Source organism: Xanthomonas sp. CFBP 8151, assembly GCF_011761885.1.
Classification (GTDB): domain Bacteria; phylum Pseudomonadota; class Gammaproteobacteria; order Xanthomonadales; family Xanthomonadaceae; genus Xanthomonas; species Xanthomonas arboricola_B.
Genome location: NZ_JAASQZ010000002.1, coordinates 192,969 through 218,081 on the forward strand (window position 1 = coordinate 192,969; position 25,113 = coordinate 218,081).

At 67.2% G+C, this 25,113-nt stretch carries 26 protein-coding genes, 2 tRNA genes and 1 other RNA gene; 11 read left to right on the top strand and 18 right to left on the bottom strand.

What is annotated here, in order from left to right:
* The first annotated feature begins 58 nt into the window (after window positions 1–58).
* A complete protein-coding gene (locus FHT08_RS08590; protein WP_166774886.1) occupies window positions 59–634 on the top strand; it encodes a Maf family nucleotide pyrophosphatase in 576 nt (191 codons plus the stop codon).
* A gap of 101 nt (window positions 635–735) precedes the next feature.
* Here the strand turns inward: FHT08_RS08590 and FHT08_RS08595 are convergent, their stop codons facing one another.
* From FHT08_RS08595 to FHT08_RS08605, 3 genes are read right to left on the bottom strand one after another with little or no spacing between them, the layout of a single operon-like run.
* Window positions 736–2,565: a hypothetical protein gene (locus tag FHT08_RS08595; protein ID WP_208408946.1), complete on the bottom strand. Its 1,830-nt coding sequence runs from the start codon at window positions 2,563–2,565 to the stop codon at window positions 736–738.
* Window positions 2,565–3,572, bottom strand: coding sequence for a glycosyltransferase (locus FHT08_RS08600; RefSeq protein WP_208408947.1), 1,008 nt, complete (start codon window positions 3,570–3,572; stop codon window positions 2,565–2,567). The genes FHT08_RS08595 and FHT08_RS08600 overlap by 1 nt, the downstream gene beginning before the upstream one ends.
* 8 nt (window positions 3,573–3,580) lie before the next feature.
* Window positions 3,581–5,422 (bottom strand): glycosyltransferase family 39 protein, encoded by a 1,842-nt coding sequence (locus FHT08_RS08605; protein ID WP_166774888.1) that lies wholly within the window; start codon window positions 5,420–5,422, stop codon window positions 3,581–3,583.
* 36 nt (window positions 5,423–5,458) lie between these two features.
* On the opposite strand from FHT08_RS08605, the gene FHT08_RS08610 reads away from it, so the two are divergent.
* Genes FHT08_RS08610 through FHT08_RS08625 form a run of 4 tightly spaced genes read left to right on the top strand, consistent with a single transcriptional unit; the run spans window position 5,459 to window position 9,849 of the window.
* Window positions 5,459–6,412, top strand: a complete 954-nt coding sequence (locus tag FHT08_RS08610; protein WP_016902524.1) for a MoxR family ATPase — start codon at window positions 5,459–5,461, stop codon at window positions 6,410–6,412.
* Window positions 6,413–6,417: 5 nt separating this feature from the next.
* Window positions 6,418–7,374 carry a DUF58 domain-containing protein gene (locus tag FHT08_RS08615; RefSeq protein WP_166774889.1) on the top strand — a complete coding sequence of 319 codons (957 nt, stop codon included), beginning with the start codon at window positions 6,418–6,420 and terminating at the stop codon, window positions 7,372–7,374.
* A complete protein-coding gene (locus tag FHT08_RS08620) occupies window positions 7,367–9,319 on the top strand; it encodes a DUF3488 and transglutaminase-like domain-containing protein (RefSeq protein ID WP_166774890.1) in 1,953 nt (650 codons plus the stop codon). The genes FHT08_RS08615 and FHT08_RS08620 overlap by 8 nt, the downstream gene beginning before the upstream one ends.
* Window positions 9,316–9,849: a Slp family lipoprotein gene (locus FHT08_RS08625; RefSeq protein ID WP_024938444.1), complete on the top strand. Its 534-nt coding sequence runs from the start codon at window positions 9,316–9,318 to the stop codon at window positions 9,847–9,849. The genes FHT08_RS08620 and FHT08_RS08625 overlap by 4 nt, the downstream gene beginning before the upstream one ends.
* A 111-nt stretch (window positions 9,850–9,960) precedes the next feature.
* Here the strand turns inward: FHT08_RS08625 and FHT08_RS08630 are convergent, their stop codons facing one another.
* The 4 genes from FHT08_RS08630 to dnaX form a co-directional block, all read right to left on the bottom strand.
* Entirely contained in the window at window positions 9,961–10,311 is a 351-nt protein-coding gene (locus tag FHT08_RS08630) for a histidine triad nucleotide-binding protein (protein WP_104604390.1), read from the bottom strand.
* Window positions 10,312–10,417: 106 nt separating this feature from the next.
* Window positions 10,418–11,011 (bottom strand): recombination mediator RecR, encoded by a 594-nt coding sequence (gene recR / locus FHT08_RS08635; RefSeq protein WP_166774891.1) that lies wholly within the window; start codon window positions 11,009–11,011, stop codon window positions 10,418–10,420.
* 97 nt (window positions 11,012–11,108) lie between these two features.
* Complete coding sequence (locus FHT08_RS08640) at window positions 11,109–11,429, bottom strand: YbaB/EbfC family nucleoid-associated protein (RefSeq protein ID WP_005913896.1); 321 nt, start codon at window positions 11,427–11,429, stop codon at window positions 11,109–11,111.
* 6 nt (window positions 11,430–11,435) lie between these two features.
* Complete coding sequence (gene dnaX / locus FHT08_RS08645; protein ID WP_166774892.1) at window positions 11,436–13,457, bottom strand: DNA polymerase III subunit gamma/tau; 2,022 nt, start codon at window positions 13,455–13,457, stop codon at window positions 11,436–11,438.
* Between the two features lie 235 nt (window positions 13,458–13,692).
* Between dnaX and FHT08_RS08650 the strand changes: the two genes are divergently transcribed.
* Window positions 13,693–13,785: transfer RNA gene (locus FHT08_RS08650), tRNA-Ser, on the top strand.
* Between the two features lie 69 nt (window positions 13,786–13,854).
* Window positions 13,855–13,951, top strand: an RNA gene (gene ffs / locus FHT08_RS08655) — signal recognition particle sRNA small type.
* 247 nt (window positions 13,952–14,198) lie between these two features.
* On the opposite strand, the gene FHT08_RS08660 is transcribed toward ffs, so the two are convergent.
* From FHT08_RS08660 to FHT08_RS08685, 6 genes are all read right to left on the bottom strand, one after another.
* Window positions 14,199–14,648, bottom strand: a complete 450-nt coding sequence (locus tag FHT08_RS08660) for a molybdenum cofactor biosynthesis protein MoaE (RefSeq protein WP_166774893.1) — start codon at window positions 14,646–14,648, stop codon at window positions 14,199–14,201.
* A complete protein-coding gene (locus tag FHT08_RS08665) occupies window positions 14,645–14,890 on the bottom strand; it encodes a MoaD/ThiS family protein (RefSeq protein WP_166774894.1) in 246 nt (81 codons plus the stop codon). The genes FHT08_RS08660 and FHT08_RS08665 overlap by 4 nt, the downstream gene beginning before the upstream one ends.
* Entirely contained in the window at window positions 14,887–15,384 is a 498-nt protein-coding gene (gene moaC / locus FHT08_RS08670) for a cyclic pyranopterin monophosphate synthase MoaC (RefSeq protein ID WP_166774895.1), read from the bottom strand. Before moaC ends, FHT08_RS08665 begins: the two co-directional genes overlap by 4 nt.
* 76 nt (window positions 15,385–15,460) lie before the next feature.
* Window positions 15,461–16,492 carry a GTP 3',8-cyclase MoaA gene (gene moaA, locus FHT08_RS08675; protein WP_166774896.1) on the bottom strand — a complete coding sequence of 344 codons (1,032 nt, stop codon included), beginning with the start codon at window positions 16,490–16,492 and terminating at the stop codon, window positions 15,461–15,463.
* Window positions 16,492–17,241, bottom strand: coding sequence for an MBL fold metallo-hydrolase (locus tag FHT08_RS08680; RefSeq protein WP_104604380.1), 750 nt, complete (start codon window positions 17,239–17,241; stop codon window positions 16,492–16,494). Before FHT08_RS08680 ends, moaA begins: the two co-directional genes overlap by 1 nt.
* Entirely contained in the window at window positions 17,241–17,990 is a 750-nt protein-coding gene (locus tag FHT08_RS08685; RefSeq protein ID WP_104604378.1) for a 3-deoxy-D-manno-octulosonic acid kinase, read from the bottom strand. The genes FHT08_RS08680 and FHT08_RS08685 overlap by 1 nt, the downstream gene beginning before the upstream one ends.
* Before the next feature lie 20 nt (window positions 17,991–18,010).
* Between FHT08_RS08685 and FHT08_RS08690 the strand changes: the two genes are divergently transcribed.
* On the top strand, window positions 18,011–19,060 hold the full coding sequence (locus FHT08_RS08690; protein ID WP_166774897.1) for a glycosyltransferase family 9 protein: 1,050 nt from the start codon (window positions 18,011–18,013) through the stop codon (window positions 19,058–19,060).
* A 232-nt stretch (window positions 19,061–19,292) separates the two neighbouring features.
* Here FHT08_RS08690 and FHT08_RS08695 read toward each other — a convergent pair whose 3' ends face one another.
* Both FHT08_RS08695 and FHT08_RS08700 read right to left on the bottom strand, forming a co-directional pair.
* Window positions 19,293–19,697 (bottom strand): DUF6165 family protein, encoded by a 405-nt coding sequence (locus tag FHT08_RS08695; RefSeq protein ID WP_104538369.1) that lies wholly within the window; start codon window positions 19,695–19,697, stop codon window positions 19,293–19,295.
* Window positions 19,698–19,796: 99 nt separating this feature from the next.
* Window positions 19,797–19,887, bottom strand: a tRNA-Ser gene (locus tag FHT08_RS08700).
* Window positions 19,888–20,084: 197 nt separating this feature from the next.
* Here FHT08_RS08700 and FHT08_RS08705 point away from each other — a divergent pair.
* The gene (locus FHT08_RS08705) at window positions 20,085–20,789 is read left to right on the top strand and encodes a PP2C family serine/threonine-protein phosphatase (RefSeq protein WP_039810440.1); all 705 of its coding nucleotides are present in this window, start codon (window positions 20,085–20,087) and stop codon (window positions 20,787–20,789) included.
* Between the two features lie 397 nt (window positions 20,790–21,186).
* Here the strand turns inward: FHT08_RS08705 and dnaQ are convergent, their stop codons facing one another.
* The 3 genes from dnaQ to FHT08_RS08720 are packed head-to-tail and all read right to left on the bottom strand — an operon-like array spanning window position 21,187 to window position 23,082.
* Window positions 21,187–21,921 (bottom strand): DNA polymerase III subunit epsilon, encoded by a 735-nt coding sequence (gene dnaQ, locus FHT08_RS08710; protein WP_024938429.1) that lies wholly within the window; start codon window positions 21,919–21,921, stop codon window positions 21,187–21,189.
* Window positions 21,922–21,940: 19 nt separating this feature from the next.
* Window positions 21,941–22,393, bottom strand: coding sequence for a ribonuclease HI (gene rnhA / locus FHT08_RS08715; protein WP_104538831.1), 453 nt, complete (start codon window positions 22,391–22,393; stop codon window positions 21,941–21,943).
* A 32-nt stretch (window positions 22,394–22,425) separates the two neighbouring features.
* Window positions 22,426–23,082 (bottom strand): hypothetical protein, encoded by a 657-nt coding sequence (locus FHT08_RS08720; protein ID WP_104538370.1) that lies wholly within the window; start codon window positions 23,080–23,082, stop codon window positions 22,426–22,428.
* A gap of 12 nt (window positions 23,083–23,094) precedes the next feature.
* Here FHT08_RS08720 and gloB point away from each other — a divergent pair, with 12 nt between their 5' ends.
* Together gloB and FHT08_RS08730 are read left to right on the top strand one after the other, a co-directional pair.
* Window positions 23,095–23,862, top strand: coding sequence for a hydroxyacylglutathione hydrolase (gloB, locus tag FHT08_RS08725; protein WP_166774898.1), 768 nt, complete (start codon window positions 23,095–23,097; stop codon window positions 23,860–23,862).
* Window positions 23,859–25,043 carry a lytic transglycosylase domain-containing protein gene (locus FHT08_RS08730; RefSeq protein ID WP_166774899.1) on the top strand — a complete coding sequence of 395 codons (1,185 nt, stop codon included), beginning with the start codon at window positions 23,859–23,861 and terminating at the stop codon, window positions 25,041–25,043. The genes gloB and FHT08_RS08730 overlap by 4 nt, the downstream gene beginning before the upstream one ends.
* Window positions 25,044–25,113 lie beyond the last annotated feature (70 nt).

Below are 25,113 nucleotides of genomic sequence, written 5' to 3' on the forward strand. Positions count from 1 at the left end.
CTTGGCACAGCGCCAAGGCTGGCAGACTTCCCTGCCCGACGTCCTGTATAGCGCCCCCATGATGCCACGCCTGATTCTTGCCTCCACCTCTGTCTATCGGCGCGAGTTGCTCGGCCGGCTGCGCCTGGATTTCACCACCGCCCGACCGGAGGTCGACGAGCAGGCGCAGCCCGGGGAGCGCCCGGACGCGCTGGCCAGTCGGCTGGCTGCCGAAAAGGCGGCGGCAGTGGCTGCGCACGCGCCCGACGCCTGGGTGATCGGTTCGGACCAGGTGGCCGACCTGGACGGTCAGGCCCTGGGCAAACCAGGCACGCTGGAGCGGGCGCATGCGCAGTTGACCGCGATGTCCGGCCGCGTGGTGCGCTTCCATACGGCGGTAAGCCTGGTCGGCCCTGGACGCACCGCGCACGCGCTGGACCTGACCGAGGTGCAGTTGCGCCCCCTGACGCCAGCCGAGATCGACCGCTACCTGGCCGTCGAGCCAGCACTGGATTGTGCCGGCAGCTTCAAATGCGAGGGCTTTGGGATCAGCCTGTTCGACGCCATTGGCTCGCAGGACCCCACCGCCCTGGTCGGTCTGCCGCTGATCGCGCTGGCACGGCTGCTGCGGCAGGCGGGGTTCGAGATTCCGTAAGAGTTGCAGTGCGGCCAGGAGTGGAGACCGCGCACGCACGGAAACGATCGGGCACAAGCAAAACTCCCCAATCCCCAATCCCTGCATCCAGGCACGCAGCCCTAATCGGGCCGAGTCAACTCACAGAACTGATACGGATAATCGGCCTGCCCCACGTGCGAGGACAGCGTACGGCAACGCGCAGGATCCAGCGTCAGCCCGTACGTGGCCAGGCGCTGCTGCGCGGCCTCGCGCACGGCACGGTCTGCGGCGGCGATGTCCAGCGCCCTGCCCCTGGCAACGTGGAGCACGCAGCGGCCCGGCTGCGATGCATCCAGCTCGGCGCGCAGGCCGCGCGCGATCAACCAGCGCAGGCGCGTGCATTGTGGTTGCACGCTCCACCCCAGCTGCTGCGCCCAGCGATTCATCCGGTCGATCCGCAGCTGCTGCTTGTCGCGCGCCGCGCCCAGCATGGCGTAGAGCTGCGGCCGCTCGGCAATCAGCGTGCGCACGCGCTGCCGGTACTGGTCGGTCTCGGCGATATTCGTCGCCACCCCGATATACCGTGCCTGCCGCGGAAGCAGCGGTACCCGCCAGGATTGCGGCTCGTCGCCGACCAGCAACACCGTGGAGGCGGCAGGATCGCCCATCACCGGTTGCTGCACCTGGAAGCTGTCGCGCGCCCAGGCCTCGTGCCCCCAATCCTTCCACCCGACCACGGCGACCACAGCGCATAGCCCGATCAACCAGGCCGCCTTGCGATCGGCGTGTGCGGCGAATGCGTGCCGGCACACGATCCAGAGCACCAACGGCGCAAGCAGCTCCAACACCACCAGATAGCGATGGATGCTGAAAATGGCCTGCCACAGCGCGTAAGCAACGCCGAAGAACACCAGCAGGACCATGGCCGAGCGATCCAGCCCGACGCGCCGCGCTGGCCGACGCAGCAGCGTGCCTGCAGCGAGCAGCGTCACCGCATACAGCACTGCCCAACCGGCCTGCACCAGACCGAGATCGCCGATGCGCTGCGGCCTGAAGGTAAACAGCAGCGGCCAGATCAGCTGCTCGCCGAAATTGCGCGGCAACCACCGTACATCGGCAACCGATACCGGCTGCGCCAGCGCCGATTTGAAGACTCCGTTGAACTGCGGAAACAGCGGATTGCCCAGGTGCTGCCAGACCTGCCAGTACCAGGGCCCGGCCACCAACACCAACACCAGCGCCGCGACACCGGAAAGCACGCCAAGACCCAGCACGCGTGAGCGCAGCCGCCCGCCATCGCACAGGACCGCCGGCACCAGCGCCAACGCGTAGAGTGCATTGGTGAGCTTGAGCGAGACGGCCAGGCCGACCAGTGCGCCGGCAATGGCCCATCGATGCACGGCGTGCGCGCCCTGCCGCGCCCGCGCCTGGGCCGACAACACCAGCGCCAACGCCGCCAACACCGGGAGCGCGCTGGCGGTATCGCCCATGGTGCCGCCAAGCTCGGACAGAAACACCGCGCTGCACATGCCGGCCACTGCAAACAGCGGCGCCCACTGCGCGCGCCGCGCTTGCCCGGCCAGTACGCGCCATGCCACTGCCGCCATCGGAACGCACACCAGCGCATGCAAGCCGCCCAGCAGCAGCCCGGCCACCGGCCCGGGAAGCTGCAGCATCAGCCAGGCATGCAGCACATCGAGCAATGGGCTGAAGTAACTCTGCATCTGCGCCGGCGCCAGATCCACGCCCAGCCGGTCGTGCGCCCAGGCATCGCCGATGTAGAGGTGGTAGTTGCGCAGATCCCAGTTGGCGTCCTGGCCCAGCCCAAGCGAGAGCAGCGCGCCCAGCAGCACGACCGCCGCCACCGCCGCGGCGATCTGGCGGGGCGAATGAAAGCCGAAATGGCGATCGGCCCAGTGCAACAGCCGCTGTCGCCGGCCCACCGGCGTCGATGTCGCGATGGCTGCCATCAGCGGGCGGCTCCAGGCGCACGCGCAGCGACAACAGTGGCGACGCCCGGCTCGGCCAGATACGCCAGATGCTTGGCCTCGACGCGTCCGCGCGTGACTGTGTCCAGGATCAGTCCGCACGCCAGCAGCAAGAAACCCAGCAGCATCAGCGCCACGCACAGGATCGCGGTGGGGAACCGCGGCACCAGCCCGGTCTGGAAATAGGTTTCGAACAGCGGAATCGCCAGCACGATCGACAACATGGCGCTGAGCACAAAGCCGATGGAGAAGAACAACAGCGGCCGCTCGGCCTTGAACAACTTGGCGATGGTGGTGAGGATGCGCCAGCCATCGCGCCAGGTATTCAACTTGCTTTGCGAGCCTTCCGGGCGCACGCCGTAGGCGGTTTCGACCTCGGCCACCGGCATGCGCAACTGCAATGCGTGCACGGCCAGTTCGGTTTCGGTTTCGAATCCCCGCGCATGCGCTGCGAAGGATTTGACATAGCGCCGCGAGAACACGCGATAGCCGGACAGCATGTCGTCGAAACTGCGACCGAACAGCAGCCCTGCGCAACGCGTCAGCAACACGTTGCCGATGCGATGGCCGGGCCGATACGCAGCCTGTTGCCGATCGCGGCGCGCGCCGACCACCATGTCCAGGCGCTCGTCGATCAGCTTGCGCACCAGCGCCGGTGCGGCGGCCGCGTCGTACGTGGCATCGCCATCGACCAGCAGATAGATGTCCGCTTCCACATCGGCAAATCCACACCGCACCACATTGCCCTTGCCCTGCAGCGCCACGCGACTCACCTGCGCGCCGGCCGCCAAGGCGATCGCCGCGGTGGCATCGCTGGAATTGTTGTCCAGCACATGGATCGCCGCGCCCGGCAAGGCAGCGGCAAACGCAGCGACCACCGAGGCGACCACCGAGGCGACCGTCGCCGCCTCGTTATGGCAGGGCACCAGCACGGCGATTCGGATCCCGGGCACAGGGACGGGAGGGGCAACAGTCATGGCGTCGGTCATTGCGTGATCTAAGGCGCGGAAACGGTGATGGGCTGTTCCCACCAGTCCTCGACGCTGCCGTCGTGGCCATGCAGGCGCAGTCCCAGCCAATGCGTGCCCGGCGGCAGCGCATGCGTGTCGAAGGTGGCGTTGAAACCGACGTTGGGGTGCTGCGGGTCGGCGGAGATCTTCCAGTACGGGCGCACATCCAGCGGCGCGCCGTACTCGGCCTGCGCGACCGGACGCCCGTCCAGCAGCAGCTCCACCTGCGACAGCCCGACGCCGTCCTTGAATGCCCAGCCGCGCACCTGCACCTGCCCGGCCACGCGCACGTCCGGCAGCGGCGTATCGATCCAGGCCATCGCCGGGGCGATGCACGGCCCGGGCTGGCGTTGCGCCGGCAGCGCGAACAGCAGGAAGCGCTGGTAGCCGTGATCGGTGGAGACCACGGTGGGCGGCGGCAGCGGTCCGACCATCTCGCAGATGGCGTGATAGCGCTTCAACAGGTCGCGATAACGCTGATCGCTGGGCGAGAGCACCAGCAGCCGCGGCCCGTTGCGCGTGCCGTCGCTGAGCAGCCCCCACTGCTGCAGCTGGGCGCTGCGCCCGTGCTTGTCGTTCAACTCCGCGCGCAGCACTTCCACGTTGGCATCGTGCAGTTGAAAGCCCAGCTCGGCACCGACCTTGAAATTTTCCGCCAGCACGCGCGTGCCCGGCGGCATCTGCGCGAGCCGGGTCTTGACCGCGCGCGCCAGATCCTTCCACCCGGCGAAGTTGCGCGGATAGTATTTTTCGCCGGCCGCATGCGCCCGAATCGACGGCACCGACACGGCCAGGTAATAGCCGTACGCACCCAGGGTGCCGAGCAGCGCAATCGCCCAGGCCGCGCGACGCAGCGTATGCGGCCAACGCATCAGGATCACCGGCACCGCCACCAGCAAGGCCAGATAGCCCGGCAGCGGCCAGTGGAAGCTGATCCGCTCGGCATCGCTGAAGAAGCCGAGCACGAAGATCGCCACGGTCGAAATCCCGCCCAGCAGGCCGAAATAGCGCCATTGCGCACGCGAACCGCCACCGGTACGCGTGCCGGCCAGGCCGACCTTGAGCATCGCCCAGGCCAGCAGCGGGGTCACCAGCACCGCCTGTATCAGCAAGAACCACAGCCCGGTGATCTGAAAGCGCCATGGATGCCGGTCGACCAGTTGGAAGCGCAGCCCGGCCTCGTCGTGCTCGGTGTTCCAGAACAGCAGCGGCAGCCAGCTCACCGCGCCCACCGTCAGCGCCATCCAGATGCGCGGGTCGCGCATGACCGTGCGGCCCTGCGGAATGCACAGCAGCGCGATGCAGCCCACCCCGATCACCCCGGCGAAGCGGTAGTGACTGAGCGCGCCGATCACCAGGCCGATGGCGAGCTCGAGCGCGCTGGTGGCATCGACCTCGCGCAGCAGTCGCGCGCCGGCATCCATGCACAACACCGCCGCCAGCGCCATCGGCACATCCGGCACCGCCAGGATGCCGAGCGTGGCCGACAGCGGCATCAGCAAGGTCAGGCTGCCGGCCTGCCAGCCCAGCGTGGAGCCGAACCAGCGCGTGGCGATATGCGCGATCAACCAGGGAATCAGCGCGGCAATGGCCAGAAACGGCAGGCGCAGGGCCAGCAGATGATGTCCGCCCAGTTCCACGCCCAGCCGCGCCAGCCAGGCGGTCATGCCCGGCAGATCCGAATACGCGCCGGCCAGATGCTGGCCTTCCTGCCAGTAGAACGCCTCGTCGACGAACAGCTGCAGCCGCGCGGCGATCAACAGCTTGACGGCCGTCGCCAGTGTCCACAGGATCACGAAGGTGCGATGTGCGCGTTGGTCCCCTTGCATTGCCCTGTGCACTCTTCTTCCACCTACGGAATTGTGATGTCGACACCGCTGCGTTCCACGGAAATGCTAACCGATGCGCTGCGCCAATCGCTGCGGCGCGCACAAGACCAGGTCAATTCGCTACTGCTGGGCAAGGCGCAGGAAGTGCGCCTGGCGTTCGTGGCACTGCTGTCCGGCGGCCATCTGCTGATCGAAGACCTGCCCGGCCTGGGCAAGACCACCCTCGCCCATGCGATGGCCTCCAGCCTGGGGCTGGGCTTCCAGCGCGTGCAGTTCACCTCCGACCTGCTGCCGGCAGACGTGCTGGGCGTGTCGGTCTACGACGCCGCCTCGCGCCAGTTCCAGTTCCATCCCGGCCCGGTGTTCACCAACGTGCTGCTGGCCGACGAAATCAACCGCGCGCCGCCGCGCACGCAAAGCTCGCTGCTGGAGGCCATGGCCGAGCAGCAGGTCACGCTCGATGGCGTCACCCATGCGTTGCCGGAGCCGTTCTTCGTGATCGCCACGCAGAACCCGGTCGATCTGTCCGGCACCTTCCCGCTGCCGGATTCGCAACTGGATCGCTTCCTGCTGCGGCTCAGCCTGGGCTACCCCAGCGCCGACGCCGAGCGCGCGTTGCTGTCGGGCGTGGATCGGCGCGAACTGATCGCCCAGGCCGCACCGCAGCTCAGCGACGCCGACGTGGTGGCGCTGCGCACGGTGGTGGGCCAGATCCATACCAGCGATGCACTGATCGGCTATGTGCAGGCCTTGCTGCTGCGCAGCCGCCAGCACGCCGGGGTGCGCGTCGGGTTGTCGCCGCGTGCCGGCATCGCGCTGCTGCGTGCGGCCAAGGCCTATGCGCTGCTGCTCGGGCGCGAGCACGTGCTGCCGGAAGACGTGCAGGCCTTGTTCGTGGCGGTGGCCGGGCACCGGCTGGTACCGGAAGCCGAATCCTCGTCCGGGCCGGCGCTGGCCAAGGCGCTGCTGCACAGCGTGCCGGTGGACTGACCCAGGTGCGTGCGCACGTGCGCGGCATTGCCCGCCGACTCAGCCTGCTGGCGCGTCCGCGGGGCGCGGAGGCCTTGCCGATCGTGCTGGATCGGCGGCGCATCTACGTGCTGCCGACGCGCTTCGGGCTGTTCGTCACCGCCTTGCTGCTGGCGATGCTGCTGGGCGCATTGAACTACAACAACAACCCGGCCCTGCTGCTGGCGCTGTTGCTGGCCACCGCCGGGATTGCCAGCAGCATCATGGCGCACCTGCAGTTGTCGGCGCTGCGCGTCGAGGCGGTCTCGGCCGAACCGGTGGTGGCCGGCGAGCCGCTGCGCATGCGGGTGTCGCTGGCACGTCGCGACGCCCGCGCACGGCGTGGGCTGCGCCTGGATCACCTGGACAGCAGCGGCTTCTGTGCGTTGCGCGAGCACGACATGGCCGAGGTCGACCTGCCGGTGCCCACCGCGCGGCGCGGCTGGCAGGACATCGAACGCATCCGCCTGTCCAGCACCCAGCCGCTGGGGCTGGTGCGCGCCTGGTCGTGGGTCTGGCCGGAAACGCCGCTGCTGGCCTATCCCAGGCCCGAGGAACAGGGGCCGGCGTTGCCCGAGGGCGCCGGCTCGCCCAACCAGACCCGCCTGCACCCGCAAGGCGAGGAGTTGCACCAACTGCGCCCGTATCGCGCCGGCGATGCACCACGCACGATCTCCTGGAAGCACTCGGCGCGCCGCGACAGCCTGCTGGTACGCGAATACGAGCAACCGCTGGGCATCGAAGTCACGCTGGACTGGCGCACGCTCAATGCGCTGCCTTACGAGCGCCGCATCGCGCGGCTTGCCCGCTGGGTCAACCTGGCCGAGCGCGACGGCCGGCGCTACCGGTTGCTGCTGCCGGGCCAGCCACCGCTGGGGCCTGCGCAAGGTCCGGCGCACCATCACCTGTGTCTGCGCGCCCTGGCCCTGCTTCCCCATGACTGAGCCATCCGTCCCGATCACCCAGGCCAGCCGCGGCTGGGTGCTGGTTACCAGCTGGCTGGCACTGGCGCCGTTGCTGTTGCAGCTGCCCGGCCTGCTCGCCGGCACCATTGCCGTGGCCGCCGTGCTGGTCGGCGTGCTGAGCTGGCGCGGCACCGTGATGGCACCGGTGCGGCTGTTGCTGGTGGTGGCGATGCTGGGCGCGGTGTACTGGCAGATCGGCATGCGCTTCGGCCGCGACACCGGCTGCGCGGTGCTGGCCGCGATGCTGGCGATCAAGGCCTCCGAGCTGCGCACCTTGCGCGATGCGCGCAGCCTGCTCGGCTTTGCGTTGTTCGCCCCGTTCGCGGCGTTTCTGCTCGACCAGGGGCCGGCGACGATGGGGCTGGCGCTGCTGGCGGTGGTGAGTGCACTGCTGAGCATGCAGCGGCTGGCCGACGAAGAACACCGCACCGCCACGCCTGCGCTGCGGATGCAGTTGCGCGGCATCGGCAAGCTGGTCGCCATCGGCGTGCCGCTGGCCCTGGCCACGTTCTGGCTGCTGCCGCGCCTGAGTTCCCCGCTATGGGGCGTGCCCGAGCGCGCGCTGTCGCGGCCGGGCCTGTCGGACAACATGTCGCCGGGCGAGTGGATCGACCTGATGGCCGACGACAGCCCGGCGCTGCGCGTGCAGTTCAGCGGCAAGGCGCCACCGCCGCAGCAACGCTACTGGCGCGGGCCGGTGATGTGGGACTTCGATGGCCGGACCTGGCAGCGCGCGCGCTGGACCGGCCGCGGCCAACCCGCCTCGGTCACCGCCGGGCCGCAGCGCTATCGCTATCGCCTGGACTACGAGCCCACCGATCGTCGCCAACTGGTGTCGCTGGACCTGCCCACGCAGGCGGTGGCCAACGCCGAGCTGTCGCCCGACTACGAACTGTTCGCGCAGCGTCCATTGAGTGCGTTGACCCGCTGGGAGCTGCAATCGGCGCCACCGGCACGCTTCGACACCGACCTGCCGGACCAGTTGCGCAAGCGCGCCCTCGCCCTGCCGCCGGGCTTCAATCCACGTACGCTCGCGCTGGCACGGCAATGGCGCGCGGAAGCCGGCAGCAACGACGATGCCGTGGTGCAGCGCGCGCTGCAGTGGATCACCCGCGAATTCGCCTACACCCTGGATACCCCACTGCTCGGCCGCAACAGCGTCGACGAATTCCTGTTCCAGCAGAAGGCTGGGTTCTGCGAGCACTTCAGCTCTTCGTTCGTGGTGCTGATGCGCGCGGCCGGCATCCCCGCGCGCGTGGTCACCGGGTATGCCGGCGGCACCTACAACGGCTTCGGCAATTACTGGGTGGTGCGGCGCATGGATGCGCATGCCTGGACCGAAGTCTGGCTGGCCGGACGCGGCTGGGTGCGGGTGGACCCCACCGCGGCGGTGGCGCCGGAACGCATCTACGACACGCTGGAAGACCGCGTGCAGGTCGGCGCGGGCAACAATTTCGCCCAGCTTGGCATGTGGGCCAGCCTGGGCCAGGTCAGCGACCTGCTGCGCCGCGGCTGGAACGATCTGGTGCTGTCCTTCGATGCCGACCGCCAGCAGCGGCTGCTGCAACCCTTCGGCATCGATCGCCTGGACAGCTCGCAGCTGGCCGCCATCTTCGGCGTGTTTGCGGTCAGCGCGCTGGCGTGGATGGGTTGGCTGCTGGCGCGCGGCGAGCGTGAGCGCGACCCGCTGCTGCGCGCCTGGCATCGCCTGGGCCGCCGCTACGACAAGCTCGGCCTGGCCCGCGAACCGCACGAACCGGCCATCGCCTGGGCGCAACGTGTCGCCCGTTCACACCCGAATCCGGCATTGTTGGCACTCAGCCAACGTTTCGCTGCCGCGCGCTACGCTGGCGCTGATTCGGACAGCGCCTCACTCCTCAAAGATCTGCAGCAGCATCGCCCGCGAACCGGAGCTTCCTCATGAGTACCCGCTTTCTTCTTCCCATTGTCGCCGTGCTCGGGCTCGCTGCCTGTGCCACCGCGCCCAAGCCGCTGCAGGGTCAGTTCCCTACGGTCAGTCCGAGCGATTCCACCGCCAGCGCCCAGGTCGGCACGTCGGTGCGCTGGGGTGGCAAGATCATCCAGACCAAGCCCGGGCAGGGCCAGACCTGCTTCGAGCTGATCTCGCGTCCGCTCAATGCCAGCGGCCGTCCGGACCGCAACGCCGTGGACGCCAGCGATGGCCGCTTCCTGGCCTGCCGCTCGGGCTTCTACGACCCGGCCGTGTTCGAGCCCGGCCGCGAAGTGACCTTCATCGGCAAGATCGAAGGCTACGAAACCACCAAGATTGGGGAGTACGACTACAAGCTGCCCAAGGTGAATGCCGACGTGGTCTACCTGTGGCCGGTCGTGCGCGAGGTGGATGTGGTGCCGGCCTACCCGTACGGCCCGTGGGGCGACCCGTGGGGCCCGCGCTGGGGCGGTGGCTGGGGCTGGGGCCGCGGCTGGTGGTAATCGACCGCTGAGTCAGTGACACGCAAAAACGCCGCTCGCAGGGAGCGGCGTTTTTGTTTATGCGATGCGGCGGCTGGAACAGGCGCTGATGCGCCGGATCGCGCAACCAGGTCAGGGCGTGCCGAACCGTCCCAGCGGCGCACCGGCCAGCAGATGCAGATGGATATGGAACACCGTCTGGCCGGCATGCGCGCGGCAGTTCATCACGATGCGATAGCCGTCCTGCGCCAGCCCCTGCTCGCGTGCGTACGCCGCGGCAGCAAGTGCAAGCTTGCCCACCAACAGCGCCTGCTCGGGCGGCACATCGTCCAGCGTGGGAATGGCATGCTGCTTGGGAATGAACAGCACGTGCACCGGCGCCTGCGGTGCGATGTCCTGAAAACCCAGCACCTCGTCGTCTTCATAGACGATGTTGGCCGGAATTTCGCGACGAATGATCTTGCCAAAGATGGTGTCGGTCATGGGTGGGGAATCGGGAGTCGGGAGTAGGGAATCGCAAGAGCTTACCGCGCGCGCCACTGCTTTTCGCTTATCCGATTCCCGATTCCCCAATCCCGATTCCCGGCGCTCAAAGCACCTCACCCCGGGTGCCAAAGGCATGCGACAAGGTGCCGCGATCGACGTATTCCAGCTCGCCGCCCAACGGCATGCCCTGCGCGAGCCGGCTCGGGCGCACCCCATGCTGGCGGGAAAGCTGCGCCAGGTAATGCGCGGTCGCCTCGCCTTCCACGGTGGCATTGGTGGCGATGATCATTTCGGTGACTTCACCGGCGGCCAGACGCTCGCCGAGCCGGTCCAGCCCCAGCTCGCGCGGGCCGATGCCGTCCAGCGGCGACAGCCGGCCCTGCAGGATGAAGTAAAGCCCGCGGTAGCCGGTGGCGTGTTCGATCGCCAGGCGATCGGCCGGCGATTCCACCACGCACAGCTGCTGCCGGTCGCGGCTGCTGCTGGCACAGATCGCGCAGATCTCCGCCTCGGTGAAGTCGCGGCACTGCACGCAATGGCCAACCTTTTCCACCGCATTGGCCAACGCCGCAGCCAGGCGACGCCCACCCTCGCGCTCGCGTTCGAGCACGTGGTAGGCCATGCGCTGGGCCGATTTCTGGCCCACACCCGGCAACACCCGGAAGGCCTCGATCAGTTGTTCGAGAAGAGAGGACATTGGGTCGGGAATCGGGATTCGGGATTGGGGAATCGCAAAAGCTAAAGACAATCTCGCTCTTACGATTCCCGATTCCCTACTCCCGATTCCCCGCCTCTCAGAACGGCAACTTCATGCCCGGGGGCAGTTGCATGCCGGCGGTGGCCGAACCCATGCGGTCCTTGGATTCGGCGTCGATCTTGTTGGAGGCGTCGTTAAAGGCGGCGGCGATCAGGTCCTCGGCCATCTCCTGGTCGGAGAGGATGCTTGGGTCGATACGGACCTTGCGGCACTCCTTGGCGCCGGTCAGCGTCACGCTGACCATGCCGCCGCCGGCGGTGCCGGTGACTTCCAGCTTGGCCAGTTCTTCCTGGGCGCGCTGCAGGTTTTCCTGCATCTTCTGCGCCTGCTGCATCAATTGGGCAATGTTCCCACGCATGTGTCATTACTCGTCGTAAGGGCGGATGGAATCGGGGACGACCCGCGCGCCCTGCTGCTGAATCAGCTGCTGCACGTTCGGGTCGTTCATGAACGCTGTTTCGGCCGCGCTCTGGCGCTCGCCTTTCTGGCGACTGGCCCGCTCGTGCAGGGTCTCGACATCGGCATTGCCGGTTTCGATGACGATGCGAGGCGTATTTCCCAACTCGGGCGCGAGAGCCTGCGCGAGGTTGGCGATGGAACGCTCGGAATTGAGGTATTCGAAGCCCGGCGCCAGCGCCAGGCGCAGCACGCCGTCGCGATGGCCGATGAAGGCGGCATTGGCGGCGAGCTGTCGCGAGGGACCGTTCAAGCCGCTGCGGGTGACCAGATCCAGCCATTGCTCGGCATCGGCGATGTGGCCGTCGTCGAGCAGGGGCGACGGGTCGGTTGCCGGTGGCGGTACTGAGGGTGCGGCAACCGATGGTATCGCCGTCACCGCCGCTGAAGGTGCAGGTGCAGGTGCCGCAACGGCTGCGGAAACTGCCACGGCAGCTTCGGGCACGCCCGCAGCGGGCAACGCCGCGTCGACCGCTGCGGGCGGCGCCATCGCCGCCTCCGGCGCTAGCGTGGGCGTCGCCGCAGCGACGGGGGCAGCGTTGGCGCGCACAGGCGCATCGTCCATCGCCCAGGGCGGCGTGTCGTCGCCGCGCGCGGAAGCTGTCGACGGGTGGCTACCGGTCGATGCTTCCGCAGCGGGCAACACCACGACAGGCGCTGGTGGGGCCGCAACCGGTGCCGGTGGGGCGGCCGCAGCCACGGCCGCCTTCAGCTCGGCCGGCTGCGCCGCAATTGCGGGCGCGGGTGCGGCTGCCACCGGTGCAGCGGTTTGCATGCCGGGTCCCACAGAATGCGCACGACTGCCAGCACTGGCACCACGCCCATCGTCGCTGCCGCCAGCCGGCACCGCCGCCGCTGGGCGGAAAGCCAGCATGCGCAGCACCGCCATCTCGAAACCGGCGCGCGGGCTCGGCGCCAGATACAGATCGCGACGGCCGTTGAGCGCCATCTGATACCACAGCTGCACCACTTCCGGCCGCAGCTGCGCGGCATAGGCAGTCGGGTCGATGCCATCGCCGACGAATGCCACCGACGGCACCAACTGCTGCACCTGGATGCGGTGCATGGCCTCGGCCAGCGCCTCCAGCACGCCGCTCCAGTCGGGCGAGAATTCGGCCAGCGCGGCGACCACCTGCATCAGGCGCGCACCATCGCCGTCGGCCAGCGCCTGCAGCATCGCCCCGACCTGGGTGCGGTCGACCGTACCGAGCATGGTGCGCACCACGTCCTCGCGCAGCGCGCCGCCGGCATAGGCGATGGCCTGATCGAGCAGCGACAGACCGTCGCGCAGCGACCCGTCTGCCGCCTTGGACAGCTGCACGATCGCCGATGGATCCGATTCGATCTGCTCGGCGGCCAGGATCCGGGTCATCTGGCCCTGGATCTGGTCCTCGTCCAGCCGCTTGAGGTTGAACTGCAGGCAGCGCGACAGCACGGTCACCGGCAGCTTCTGCGGGTCGGTGGTGGCCAGCAGGAACTTCACGTGCTCGGGCGGCTCTTCCAGCGTCTTCAGCAGCGCATTGAACGCCGCCTTGGAAAGCATGTGCACTTCGTCGATCAGATAGACCTTGAACTTGCCACGCGAGGGCATGTACTGCGCGTTCTCGATCACCTCGCGCACATCGTCCACGCCGGTGTTGGATGCGGCGTCGATTTCCAGCAGGTCGATATAGCGGCCGGCATCGATATCCAGGCAGGCCGGGCACTGGCCGCACGGATCGGCACTGGTGCCGGTCTCGCAGTTAAGCGATTTGGCGAAAATGCGCGCAATCGTGGTTTTGCCCACGCCGCGGGTGCCGGTGAACAGAAATGCGTGGTGCACACGCCCACTGTCGAGCGCGTTGCTGAGCGCGCGGACCACGTGTTCCTGGCCTACGAGTTCGGCAAAACGCTTCGGGCGCCACTTGCGGGCGAGAACGAGATAAGACATCGGGCAACCAGCTTCCTCTGAACCGATATTGTGCCATGGCGCGTCAAGTTGATCGTTCAGCGGCCGTGGTGCCTCAGCGCCGCCACGGACCGGGGACTGCCGGGCAGCGCCGATGGCGGGCCAGACACCTGCGCTGGAACCGTCGTGCCGGACCGGCCGATCCTTTACCTTGTTAATGGCGCCCGCGGCGGCTAGAATCCCGCTCCTGCCGACGACCCGGTCGCACGGCAGGTACGGAGAGGTGTCCGAGTGGTTGAAGGAGCACGCCTGGAAAGTGTGTAAGCGTCTAAACCGCGCTTCGGGGGTTCGAATCCCCCTCTCTCCGCCAGTTTCATGATCCTGCAATGCGATTGCATGGATTCAGGGTCACGCCAGTGACCCACGTCTTATGGTGGCCCCGTCGGTCCCTCGCGACGCTAGATCGAAAATCCCGCCAGGGCCGGAAGGCAGCAACGGTATCGATTGATGCGGGCGCCGAGGTCAACCGGCGGGGGCACCACCCTCACCCGCAGACTGATGGCGTATCGACAGATGCCGCGCGCACTCGGTGCGCAACGCAGGCGGTGCGCAACCGCCAATCAGACGTGGCGCTTTGCGCCACGCTCAAAGCTGACCGGTCATTGCAAAGGCTGCGCACGGCCTGAACAGGCGCGCAGCGTCAGGCCTTCTTCAGCGCGGTCAACCGGCAGAGACACCACCTTGATCTCTTGAATTCACGCATCGCACGCTCCGCGAGCAGCGCTACTGCGTCTGCGATGCGGGATGCAGCCAGCCCGCATCGCCGTCCAGGTAATGCTCGTGCTTCCAGATCGGCACCCGCGCCTTGACCTCGTCGATGATGAAACGACAGGCATCGAATGCGGCGCCGCGATGCGCTGCGCTGACACCGACCCACACCGCCATGTCGCCGATACGCAGCTCGCCTACGCGGTGCACGCAGTAGGCGTTGACGATGGCGAACCGACTCATCGCCTCATCGAGCACACGCTGGCCTTCGGCCTGTGCAAGTGCGGCGTAGGCTTCGTAGCGCAGCCCGGCCACGCTGCGGCCTTCGTTGTGATTGCGTACCCAGCCTTCGAAACTGGCAAACGCACCGGCATGCGGGTGCTCCAGCGCCGCACGCAAGCTGTCGACGGACAATGGCACATCCGAAAGCGCAAACAGGGCAGTGGTCTGTTCGCGCACGCTCAACCTCCCGATACCGGCGGAACAAACACGATTTCACTGCCATCGCGTACTCCATCCTCCCAGCGCGCGAACGCGCCATCCACCGCCACGCGCAGCTGCGCCGGCGTCCAGCGCAGGCCGTGGCGCGTATCGAGTTCGGCGTACAGCGCGCGCAGGTCCTGCGCCTGCGATTGCACCTGCTCGCTGGCAATGCCTGCCGCCTCACGCAAACTGGCGAAATACAGCACCGTCACGGTCGTGCTCATTGTTTTGCGCCGATATCGCGCCTGCCACCGTGCTTTGACACCAACCTGGTCGGGCCGATGCTCATGCTGTGCGACAACGCCTTGCACATGTCGTAGACCGTCAAGGCCGCCACGCTGGCGCCGGTGAGCGCCTCCATTTCCACACCGGTGCGATGCACGCAGCGCACCGTGCAACTGATGTCCAGCATCTGTTCGCCCGCCCAGTCGATTTCAAAGCGGCAGGCATCGATCGGCAACGGATGGCAGAACGGAATCAACTCGTGCGTGCGCTTGACCGCCATGGTGCCGGCGATCACTGCGGTCTCCACGATGCCGCCCTTGGCGCTGCGCAGCCCATTGGCGCGCAACTGGGCGGCTACAGCGGCCGGAAAACGCACCCGGCTTTGGGCGGTGGCGCTGCGCGCGGTGACCGCTTTGTCCGAGACATCCACCATGGTGGGCAGTCCGGAATCGTCCAGGTGGGTCAGGCGTGCGGAACGGGATTTTGCAGGCATGGGAAAGGACACGATGACAGACGCTCAGGATGCGGCATTCTCGGTGAACGGCGTGCCTGGATGGAACAGCAGTGCCTTACCCGCCAATCAAGAACATTTCCACCGGCTTGCCACGGCGCGGCGTCGATGCGCGCACCTCGCTGTAGCGGTCGCCACGCACGCTCCAGCGCGCACGCAGATGCCCGGACAATCCATGCTCGCCTTCGGCCAAGGCTGGCTTGAGGTCGTGGCCCTGGCTGGCGAACAGGCAGGTGTACAACTGCCCGTCGGCCGACACGCGTGCGCGCTGACAATCGCCGCAGAACGGCATGCTGACCGAACTGACAAAACCCAGCTCGCCCGCTCCATCGGCAAATGCATGCCGCTGGGCCACTTCGCCGGTGTAATTGGCATCCAGCGGCATCAATGGCCAGCGCGCGTGGATACGCTCGTGCAGCTGCGCGGAGGTCACCACCGCATCGGCCGTCCAGCCATTGCAGCTGCCCACATCCATGAATTCGATGAAGCGCAGCACGTGGCCGGTGCCACGGAAGTGCTCTACCAGGGGCAGCACCTGATCCTCGTTGACGCCCCGCTGCACCACGCAGTTGATCTTCAGGTGCTGGAAGCCGGCCTGTTCGGCGGCGGCGATGCCGGCCAGCACCTGCGCGATCTCGCCGCGGTCGCCGCTCATGCGTCTGAACAGCTCCGGATCCAGTGCATCCATGCTCACGGTGATCCGGCGCAGCCCGGCCTGGCGCAGCGCCACCGCCTGACGCGCGAGCAAGGTGCCGTTGGTGGTCAGCGCCAGATCCTCGATGCCTTCGATTAGGGTCAGGCGCGCAATCAGGCTGGGCAGATCGCGACGCAACAGCGGCTCGCCACCGGTCAGGCGCACCTTGGTGACGCCGACCGAGACGAAGGCCCGCACCAACGTTTCCAGCTGATCGAAACTCAGGCGCTGCTGCGCATCGAATCCGTAATCGTCAGGGATACGATCGGCCGGCATGCAGTAACCGCAGCGGAAGTTGCAGGCTTCGATGACCGACAGGCGCAGATCGCGCAGTGGCCGGCCATAGCGGTCCTGCATCGGCGCGGCCGCCAGATTCGGCGACAGCAAGGCGCCCATCAGGGCACCATGGCGGCTGTCGGCTCGGCCAACGGCAGATGTTGACCGGGCACGGCCACGCGATGGCCGCGTGCGCGGAGCACGTCGCCGTCGGCGTCGCTGGCGTAGTGGTACAGCAGCATGCGGCTCAACAGGTCCTGCGGATATTCCCGCTCCAAATCGTCCACCCCAGTATGCGACGGGTTGCCGTGAACGCCGCAGTCATGCGCGATGAGCTCGCTGGCATCGGCGTAGCGGGCCAGCACTTCAGGGATCGGCCGGGTATCGCCACTCCAGACCAGCGCCCCCTTCAGTCGCAGCCCGTAGGCGGTCTCCGGCCAATGGTGGCGCGCCGGGAACACTTCCAGCCGCACACCGTCGTGCCAGAACGCGTCGCCGACCGGCACCAGCTGGAACGCGTCCCAGAAGTTTGCGCCGCCTTCGGCCAGCACATTGGGGTAGTCGGCGATTCGCCGCTGCAGCAACGGCACCACCGGCGCCGGCACGTACAGGCGCGTGCGCCCGCGGCGTTCTGAGAAATAGCTGCCCACGAACAGCCGCTCGAGCCCGCCCACATGGTCCAGATGCACATGGGTGATGAAGACCGCCTGCGGCAGATGACCGTACTGGGCCTGGTAGGCAGTCAAGCCTTCGCTGCCGCAATCGATGGTCAGCCACGGCGCGCCGGCGCGCTCGATGGTGGCCATCGGCGAACCGAGCGCCACCGCCGACGCATTGCCGACCCCTTGCACACGCAACGCCCAGTTCATCAGTAGCCCCGGCCCCAGGCCAGTTCGTAAGCGCGGTGCAGGCGTTCGTAATCCTTGTCGACCTCTTCGCGGCTGCGGTTGCCGCGCAACTTCAGCAGCGAGCGGTGCAGGCGCTTGAGATTGCGTTCGCGCCAGCGCGTGGCCGGAATGCGCAACACGCCGCGGTCGAAATCGATCAACCAGCCATGCCCGCCGGCATCGAACAGGATGTTGTGCGCATTGAGATCGGCATGATCCAGGCCGGCGCGATGAAAACGCGCGATCAGCCGCCCGGTTTCTTCCCACGGCGCACCGCGCCCGGCGACCTGCGCATGATCGGCGAGCGAGCGCACGTTCTCCAGGCGTTCCATCAACAACGCAGCGCGATAGCTCAGCCCCTCGCGCAAGTAACAGGCCGCCAACGGACGCGGCACCGGCAACTTGCGCTTGAGCAGTTCGCGCATCAGCCGGAACTCGGCAAAGCTGCGCGTGCGCCCAGCCCCTTTCCACAGATAGTGATCGCGACTCACGCGCGCGGCCATGCCGCCGCGCAGGTACTGCCGCAACACGCTACGACCGAACGGCGCATCCACCAACCACGCCCCGCCACGCCCGCCTTCGTCGACCGGCCGTGCCCTGTCGCCCCAGCGCTGCGGCGAAAACAGCGCCGCATCGGCTTGCCGCAGCCGTTCGCGGTCGAACAGAATGGCGCCATAGCCGCGGCCTTCGCGGTACGGCGTCAGCGCTTCGGTGGCGTCGAAAGAAACCATCCATCGAGTCTAACAACACCATGGCTTCTACGCCCGCTTCGTTATGCCTGCTGCGCCTGTCCGCCCTGGGTGACGTCACCCATGTGGTGCCGCTGGTGCGCACCCTGCAGGCGGGGTTTCCGGAAAGCCCGCTGCATTGGATCATCGACAAGGCCGGACTGAAACTGCTCGACGGCCTGCCCGGCGTGCAGTTCCACGCCTACGACAAGCGCACCGGCGTGGCCGGCATGCGCGCGCTGCGCCAGTCATTGGTGCCATTGGGTCGCTTCGATGCGCTGCTGCAGATGCAGGTGGCCTTGCGCGCGAACGTGCTGTCGGCATTCGTGCCGGCGCGGCGGCGGATCGGCTATGACCGCAGCCGCTCCAAGGACCTGCACGGCCTGTTCGTCAACGAGCGCATCGCCGACCGCCCCGGCATCCACGTGCTCGACGCCATCGGCAGCTTTGCGCAGCCGCTCGGCCTGACCCAGACCCAGGTGCACTGGGACTTGCCGGTCCCCGACGAGTCCCATCGCTGGGCACGCGCACAATGGGACGACGACGGCCGCCCGGTGCTGATGATCTCGCCATGTTCCAGTCACGCACGCCGCAACTGGTATCCCGACCGCCATGCCGCGCTGGCCGACCATGCCGCGGCTCAAGGCTGGCGGATCGTGCTGTGCGGTGGCCGCAGCGAGCTGGAACGCAGCACCGCCGATGCCATCGTCGCGGCCGCGCGCGCGCCGGTGCTGGATCTTGTCGGCAAGGACACGCTCAAGCAACTCCCCGCTCTGCTCGCCCGCGCCGATCTGGTGGTCACCCCCGATTCCGGACCGATGCACATCGCCAACGCGATGGGCACCAAGGTGCTCGGCCTGCACGCGGCCAGCAATCCGCTGCGCAGCGGCCCGTATTCGGACGTGCGCTACTGTGTGGACCGTTACGACGCGGCCGCCCGTAAATACCTGCGCAAACCCGCCGACCAGCTGAAATGGGGCGCCAAGATCGAGTTCGACCAGGTGATGGCGCTGATCACCGTGGACGATGCGATTGCCGCATTCGAGCGTTATCGCAGCGATCATCCACACTAAGTATTGGTGAGGGATAGTCGCTAGAACAGGCATTCAACCGCTGCGCAGCTGCGTGCTGCGCCATGGCGCAGTGCCCAGAACAGCCAGGAAACAAGAGCGAAACACCGCCGACTCACGCGCGCGGTAGCCAACCACCGCAGCGCCAGCTGATTCAAAGTCGGGCGACACACCAGGATGCGCCGCTCACACACCGATCCCCCACTCAGTTACGCAGACCTGCAGTCAGCGACTCTCAGACGCCGGTAGCGCGATAGTCCTGATACGACTTCTCTTCCACGTACGACGAACCCAGCGCCAGATTGATCTCTTTCTTGATGCGCGCGCGCTCGTCGTTTTCGATATAGACGCTGCGCGCCAGCTGCACGAAGCTGTCGTCGAAGGTCTTCGCCTGTTCCTTCAGCCGGATGTCGTCCTCGATCACCCATAGCCGTTCGTTGACGGCCTTGAGCACAGCACGCAGACGCACGATGTCGTGGCCGGCGGCCGGATGCGCCATCCAGCTGGTCTCCAGCGCGGACAGTTCGCTGCGCACGTTGGCCAGCTTAACGGGGTCGCTCATGCGCTCGGACTTGATCTGCAGGATCGCGATCTTGTCGAGCAGCTCACCAAAGGATACGGGCACCAGGATCTCGGACATGACAGGTCTCCAATGGATAAGGGGCGGATTGTAACCAGCGCACCAGCGGGCGGTGGCGACACATAAACAAAAGCCCCCTTGCGGGGGCTGATGCGAATCTGGCGGAGAGGGGGGGATTCGAACCCCCGAGGCGCTATAAACGCCTGCCTGATTTCGAGTCAGGTACATTCAACCGCTCTGCCACCTCTCCAGATGGTCCCCGGTGTCCCGGGGCCGTGCATCATACGGGCACCGGCGCCAAGCCACAAGCGGCCCGGGCCGGCATCGCCGGCACGACCGCAGGTCCGGGCGTGAACCCGCCCTGCGGCATCGGCGATCGGCGTGTTGCTGCGGGCCGGCCGCGCCGCGATGATGGTCACGCACTTCCTTCCTTGGCGACCCGCCCCCATGCTCGAATTCGGACACCTTACCCATGTCGGTCTGCGCCGTGACCTCAATGAGGACACGTACTACGGCGACAGCGAGCTGGGGCTGTGGCTGGTGGCCGATGGCATGGGCGGGCACGCCTGCGGCGAAGTGGCCAGCGCCCTGGCGCGCGAAACCATCGTGCGCGAGGTGCGCGCAGGCACCCCGCTGGCCCAGGCGGTACGCATCGCCGACGAAGAGATCATCAAGACCTCGCGCCGCTGCAACGACACCCTGCCGATGGGCACCACCGTCGTCGCTGCGCGCGTGCTGGGCCAGCGCTTCGAAGTGGCCTGGGTCGGCGACAGCCGCGCCTACCTGTGGCGCGACGGGCGGCTGGCGCAGCTGAGCCAGGACCATAGCTACGTGCAGGAACTCATCGCCCAGGGCACGCTGACCAGCGAGCAGGCGCGTGCGCATCCGCATCGCAACGTGGTGACCCAGGCGCTGGGCGTCACCGATCCGGTCCACCTCAATGTCGCCACCATGCAGGGCGAGCTCAAATCCGGCATGCAGCTACTGCTGTGCAGCGACGGCCTCACCGAGGAGGTCGACGATACCGCGATCGCCGCGACCCTGTCGCAGGCCGACTGCAGCGCGCAGGAATGTGTCGAATGCCTGGTCGCCGCCGCACTCGATGGCGGCGGCTCGGACAACATCACCGCGATATTGGTGCGCAGCTACTGAAAGCAGCCAATCGACGCGTAGCGAGCGCCGGCGGGCGGTGAGTGCACTCGACTGGTCCTTGCCCGCCCACCGTCGCGGGACCTTACGCGGCATGGATGCCGCGTAAGAGCCTACACGCACGCACTTGCGGCGTGTCCTGCGAGGGTAAGCGGGCAAGGATCCCGCAGCCAGGCCGCAGATCACCGGCCTGCGGCGAAGAGCAAGATCATCCCGCTCCGCAATAGACCGGATTGAAGGAGCTGTTAGCCGCGCCAAGCGCGGACATCGAATCTGCATGGCAGTCATCCTGTGCGCGCTGCTCGCGCCCAGAACCGCCAGGCTTCAGCGGCGCACTGCACTCCCACACATCGCCACGCCGCGCCGCGCGACAGCCGGACACCAGTTGCCGAAAGCCGCACTACCCGGCAGCAGCCACCTCTTCGACCGGCGCATCCCACAACGCGCGCCCGGCCTTCTTGCGTAGGTACGCCAGGCGCGCCTCGTGCGCCTGTGACTCCGACGCGGTTACCACCACCCGTGCGCGCGGCAACAGCAGCGCCGGATCGAAGGTGATCATGCCCTCGCCATGCTCGCTGCGCTGGCCGGTATCGGCGCTGGCAAAGCCGATCTCTTCCTGGCCCGAGGTCAGCGCGATATACACATCGGCCAGGATCTGCGCATCGAGCAAGGCGCCATGCAACTGGCGATGCGAGTTGTCCACGCCCAGGCGCTTGCACAAGGCATCCAGCGAGTTGCGCTGCCCCGGGTAGCGCTCGCGCGCCATCATCAGGGTATCCACCACGGTGGCGCGCTCGACGATGCGGCCGTAGTTGTCGCCCAGCAGCGACAGCTCGTTGTCTAGGAATCCCAGATCGAATGCGGCGTTGTGGATGATCAGCTCCGCGCCGTCGATGTAGGCCAGGAACTCCTCGACCACATCGGCAAACAGCGGCTTGTCGGCCAAGAACTCCAGGGTCAATCCGGTCACTTCCTGCGCACCCGGTTCGAAATCGCAATCGGGCTTCAGGTAGCGATGGAAGTTGTTGCCGCTCGGGCGCCGCTCCAGCAGCTCCACCGCACCGATTTCGACGACGCGGTTGCCCTTGCGCCATTCCAGGCCGGTGGTTTCGGTATCGAGAATGATCTGACGCATGAATCCTCTTGCTGATTGCTTATGCGGTTGCGCTGCCAGCGCGCTGGGCGATGGCCTGATTGCGGGCGAGCACGTCGACACGCTCGTTGTCCGGGTCGCCATTGTGGCCTTTCACCCAACGCCAATCGATGCTGTGGCGTTGCGTGGCCGCATGCAGCCGCTCCCACAGTTCACGGTTCTTGACCGGATCGCCGCCGGCGGTTTTCCAACCGCGACGCACCCAGCCGGACATCCACTCGGTAATGCCCTGGCGCACGTATTGCGAGTCGGTATGCAGCACGATCTGGCATGGCTCGGTGAGCGTTTCCAGCGCCATGATCGCCGCCATCAATTCCATGCGGTTGTTGGTGGATGTGGCTTCGCCGCCGGACAATTCCTTTTCGCGGCCGTTGTAACGCAACAGGGCCGCCCAACCGCCCGGCCCGGGATTGCCGAGGCAGGAGCCGTCGGTATGTACTTCAATGGATTTCATCAGCTTCTGGTATGTGGAAAAGTGGTCGGTCATCAGATCGTGGCCACGGGCTGCGGCCAGCGCGAGGGCATCGCGATCGGGGTCGGCCCGATCGAAGCGGCGGCGCGCTTTTCCACTTCGAGCAGATACACCGCGCGCCAGGGGGTGCGATCGGTGCCGGTGGCGGCACGCCCGGTGCGCCAGACCGGCCCCAGATAGCGTTCGGTCTCCACGCATTGCAGCCCTGCACGCTGCGCCAGCAGCCGCCAGCGATCCGGCCGCAACGCCACCGGGCCACGCCGCGCCCAGCGGAAACGATACGGGCTCAGCGGATTGAGCGTGAACAGCCATAGCCGGCCGCCGGGCATCAGCAGCCGCTCGCATTCGGCCAGAAATTCCGCCGCGCCGCCCACCACCGCGTGCTGCACCACGATGGCCTGCAGGCTTTCGGTCGACAACGGAAACGGCAGGGCGCAGCGCGCGTCGCCCGCAAAGCGGCCGGCGCTGCGACACAACCGCAGCCCACGCCCCTGCAGGAGCTCGCGCGGCGGCAGCTCGGGCGTTGGCGTCAGCCACAACCAGGGCTGCGACGGACGTGTCTGCAACGCAGCAAGTGCCAATTTGCGCTCCAGCAGGAGCAGGCTGCGCCCCGCACCCGTTTCAAACCAGGATGAGACGCCAGCTTGACGGGAGAATGGCGTGGCAGGCATGGTCCCAATTCTATGCGACTGACCGCCCTGCCCGCATTCGACGACAACTACATCTGGGCGCTGGTCGCCAGCGGCGGCCGTGCAGTCATCGTCGATCCCGGTCAGGCCGAGCCGGTGTTCGCCGCTGCAGATCGCGAAGGCTTCAGCCCCAGTGCCGTCCTGCTGACCCACCACCATGCCGACCACATTGGCGGCGTGGCAGCGCTGCAGCAGCGTTGGCCGGACCTTGCGCTGTACGGTCCGGCCGACGAGCGCATCCCCGCAGACGCCCGCCAAGTGGGCCAGGGTGAGCGCTTGAGCCTGCTTGGCAGCGGCTTCGAGGTACTGGAGGTGCCCGGCCATACCCGCAGTCACATCGCCTTTGTCACCGACCACCATCTGTTCAGCGGTGATACCCTGTTCAGCCTAGGCTGTGGGCGGATGTTCGAAGGTACCGCTCCTCAGATGTTCGACTCGTTGCAGCGCCTGGCTTCCCTGCCTGGCGAAACGCTTGTGTGTTGCGGCCACGAATACACCCTGGCCAACGCGGCCTTTGCGCTGCACGTCGATCCCACCAACGCTGCCTTGCAGCGCCGTCAACAGGAAGCCCAGGCCATGCGTCATGCAGCCCGTCCTACCCTGCCGATTTCGCTCAAGAGTGAACTGGCCACCAATCCGTTTTTACGCACCAGCAGTCCCGCAGTCCGCGCCGCCGTGGCCTCGCGAGCAACCGGCGCACTTTCCTCTGAGGTTGACGTTTTCGCCGAACTTCGGCGCTGGAAAGACGAATTCCGCGCATGAGGCGCCTGCTTCTGGCAGTGCTGACCGCGTCAGTGGTCATTGCACCCGCAGCCGCATCGTCCAACGACGCAAGCCGCTACAAACCCGCAGAAAGTTCGATCACCCAGACCGCCGCACCCCAGGTGCGCAATGGTCGGGAGATCTTTTCGTTGTTTCTGGACGGTCGCGCCGACCCCGGCTGCGACAGCGAACACAGCGATACACGCTGGGAACAACATTTCTCGCGCGCGCCGGCTCGCCTGGCGGACGACGCACAGGATGTGTTGCCGCTGTTCGGCTACGTGGTCGATGAATTGCGCGAAGCCGACATGCCGACCGAATTTGCGCTGATTCCATTTGTCGAAAGCGGCTATCGCCCAGGAGCCCGCAATGGCAGCGGCCCCGCCGGCCTCTGGCAGTTCATCGCAACCACTGCCCGCAACCACCATGTGCCGGTTGGCGCGCAATACGACGGCCGCCTCTCGGCAGTGGATTCCACGACGGCGGCGGTGCGTTATCTGAAGACGTTGTACGGCATGTTCGGAGGCGATTGGCGCCTGGCCCTGATGGCCTACAACGCTGGGGAGTATCGGGTGCTGCAGGCCATGCGCAGTGCAGGCATGAACGCGCAGAACGCTCGCCCATCCGAACTGCCCGGCATGTCCAAGGTCACCTATGAGTACGTGGAAAAGCTACACGCGCTCGCCTGCGTGCTCGACCACGCGCAGCAGCAAGGCAACTTGCTGACCTCGCTCGATCGCCCTGTATCGGTACTCACCGAACATGCGTTGCCGGTCGGCACCAGCCTCAACGCCTTTGCAGGACAGCGCGCCATCGAGCCGCAACTGCTGGCCCGGCTGAATCCGGCGCTGGCTAGCGCGCGCGCCGCACCACGCGGCGTGCACGTACTCGCCCCGATCGCGCCCGCGCAGCCAGGTGCAACAGGCAGCGTGGCCGCCTCCGCCGAGACGGGCGGCATCGCCGACGTCGAAGTGGCCGCTCCCACGCTCGTTGCCGCCGCGGCGACGAAGGCATCCAAGTCACAGGCGCGCACGACACATACGGTGCGCAACGGCGAATCCGCGTGGGCCATCGCACGCCGCTACGGCGTCACGGTCACGACACTGCTGGCCAGCAATGGCCTGGACAGGCGCGCCGTGCTGAAGCCCGGCATGGTGTTGTCGTTCGACGACACGCCCTGACGTAAGCCACCTGCCCAGGCCGTGTTCCGGCCCGCCGCCCCTGCAGCGGCGCCGTCCTTTGCCCGATGCT

Excerpts from the sequence above, each read along its gene's own strand:
- FHT08_RS08590 (WP_166774886.1), top strand. The coding sequence starts at position 59 with ATGATGCCACGCCTGATTCTTGCCTCCACCTCTGTCTATCGGCGCGAG.
- FHT08_RS08595 (WP_208408946.1), bottom strand. The coding sequence starts at position 2,565 with ATGGCAGCCATCGCGACATCGACGCCGGTGGGCCGGCGACAGCGGCTG.
- FHT08_RS08600 (WP_208408947.1), bottom strand. The coding sequence starts at position 3,572 with ATGACCGACGCCATGACTGTTGCCCCTCCCGTCCCTGTGCCCGGGATC.
- FHT08_RS08605 (WP_166774888.1), bottom strand. The coding sequence starts at position 5,422 with ATGCAAGGGGACCAACGCGCACATCGCACCTTCGTGATCCTGTGGACA.
- FHT08_RS08610 (WP_016902524.1), top strand. The coding sequence starts at position 5,459 with ATGTCGACACCGCTGCGTTCCACGGAAATGCTAACCGATGCGCTGCGC.
- FHT08_RS08620 (WP_166774890.1), top strand. The coding sequence starts at position 7,367 with ATGACTGAGCCATCCGTCCCGATCACCCAGGCCAGCCGCGGCTGGGTG.
- FHT08_RS08625 (WP_024938444.1), top strand. The coding sequence starts at position 9,316 with ATGAGTACCCGCTTTCTTCTTCCCATTGTCGCCGTGCTCGGGCTCGCT.
- FHT08_RS08630 (WP_104604390.1), bottom strand. The coding sequence starts at position 10,311 with ATGACCGACACCATCTTTGGCAAGATCATTCGTCGCGAAATTCCGGCC.
- recR (WP_166774891.1), bottom strand. The coding sequence starts at position 11,011 with ATGTCCTCTCTTCTCGAACAACTGATCGAGGCCTTCCGGGTGTTGCCG.
- FHT08_RS08640 (WP_005913896.1), bottom strand. The coding sequence starts at position 11,429 with ATGCGTGGGAACATTGCCCAATTGATGCAGCAGGCGCAGAAGATGCAG.
- dnaX (WP_166774892.1), bottom strand. The coding sequence starts at position 13,457 with ATGTCTTATCTCGTTCTCGCCCGCAAGTGGCGCCCGAAGCGTTTTGCC.
- FHT08_RS08665 (WP_166774894.1), bottom strand. The coding sequence starts at position 14,890 with ATGAGCACGACCGTGACGGTGCTGTATTTCGCCAGTTTGCGTGAGGCG.
- moaC (WP_166774895.1), bottom strand. The coding sequence starts at position 15,384 with ATGCCTGCAAAATCCCGTTCCGCACGCCTGACCCACCTGGACGATTCC.
- moaA (WP_166774896.1), bottom strand. The coding sequence starts at position 16,492 with ATGGGCGCCTTGCTGTCGCCGAATCTGGCGGCCGCGCCGATGCAGGAC.
- FHT08_RS08680 (WP_104604380.1), bottom strand. The coding sequence starts at position 17,241 with ATGAACTGGGCGTTGCGTGTGCAAGGGGTCGGCAATGCGTCGGCGGTG.
- FHT08_RS08685 (WP_104604378.1), bottom strand. The coding sequence starts at position 17,990 with ATGGTTTCTTTCGACGCCACCGAAGCGCTGACGCCGTACCGCGAAGGC.
- FHT08_RS08690 (WP_166774897.1), top strand. The coding sequence starts at position 18,011 with ATGGCTTCTACGCCCGCTTCGTTATGCCTGCTGCGCCTGTCCGCCCTG.
- FHT08_RS08695 (WP_104538369.1), bottom strand. The coding sequence starts at position 19,697 with ATGTCCGAGATCCTGGTGCCCGTATCCTTTGGTGAGCTGCTCGACAAG.
- FHT08_RS08705 (WP_039810440.1), top strand. The coding sequence starts at position 20,085 with ATGCTCGAATTCGGACACCTTACCCATGTCGGTCTGCGCCGTGACCTC.
- dnaQ (WP_024938429.1), bottom strand. The coding sequence starts at position 21,921 with ATGCGTCAGATCATTCTCGATACCGAAACCACCGGCCTGGAATGGCGC.
- rnhA (WP_104538831.1), bottom strand. The coding sequence starts at position 22,393 with ATGAAATCCATTGAAGTACATACCGACGGCTCCTGCCTCGGCAATCCC.
- FHT08_RS08720 (WP_104538370.1), bottom strand. The coding sequence starts at position 23,082 with ATGCCTGCCACGCCATTCTCCCGTCAAGCTGGCGTCTCATCCTGGTTT.
- gloB (WP_166774898.1), top strand. The coding sequence starts at position 23,095 with ATGCGACTGACCGCCCTGCCCGCATTCGACGACAACTACATCTGGGCG.
- FHT08_RS08730 (WP_166774899.1), top strand. The coding sequence starts at position 23,859 with ATGAGGCGCCTGCTTCTGGCAGTGCTGACCGCGTCAGTGGTCATTGCA.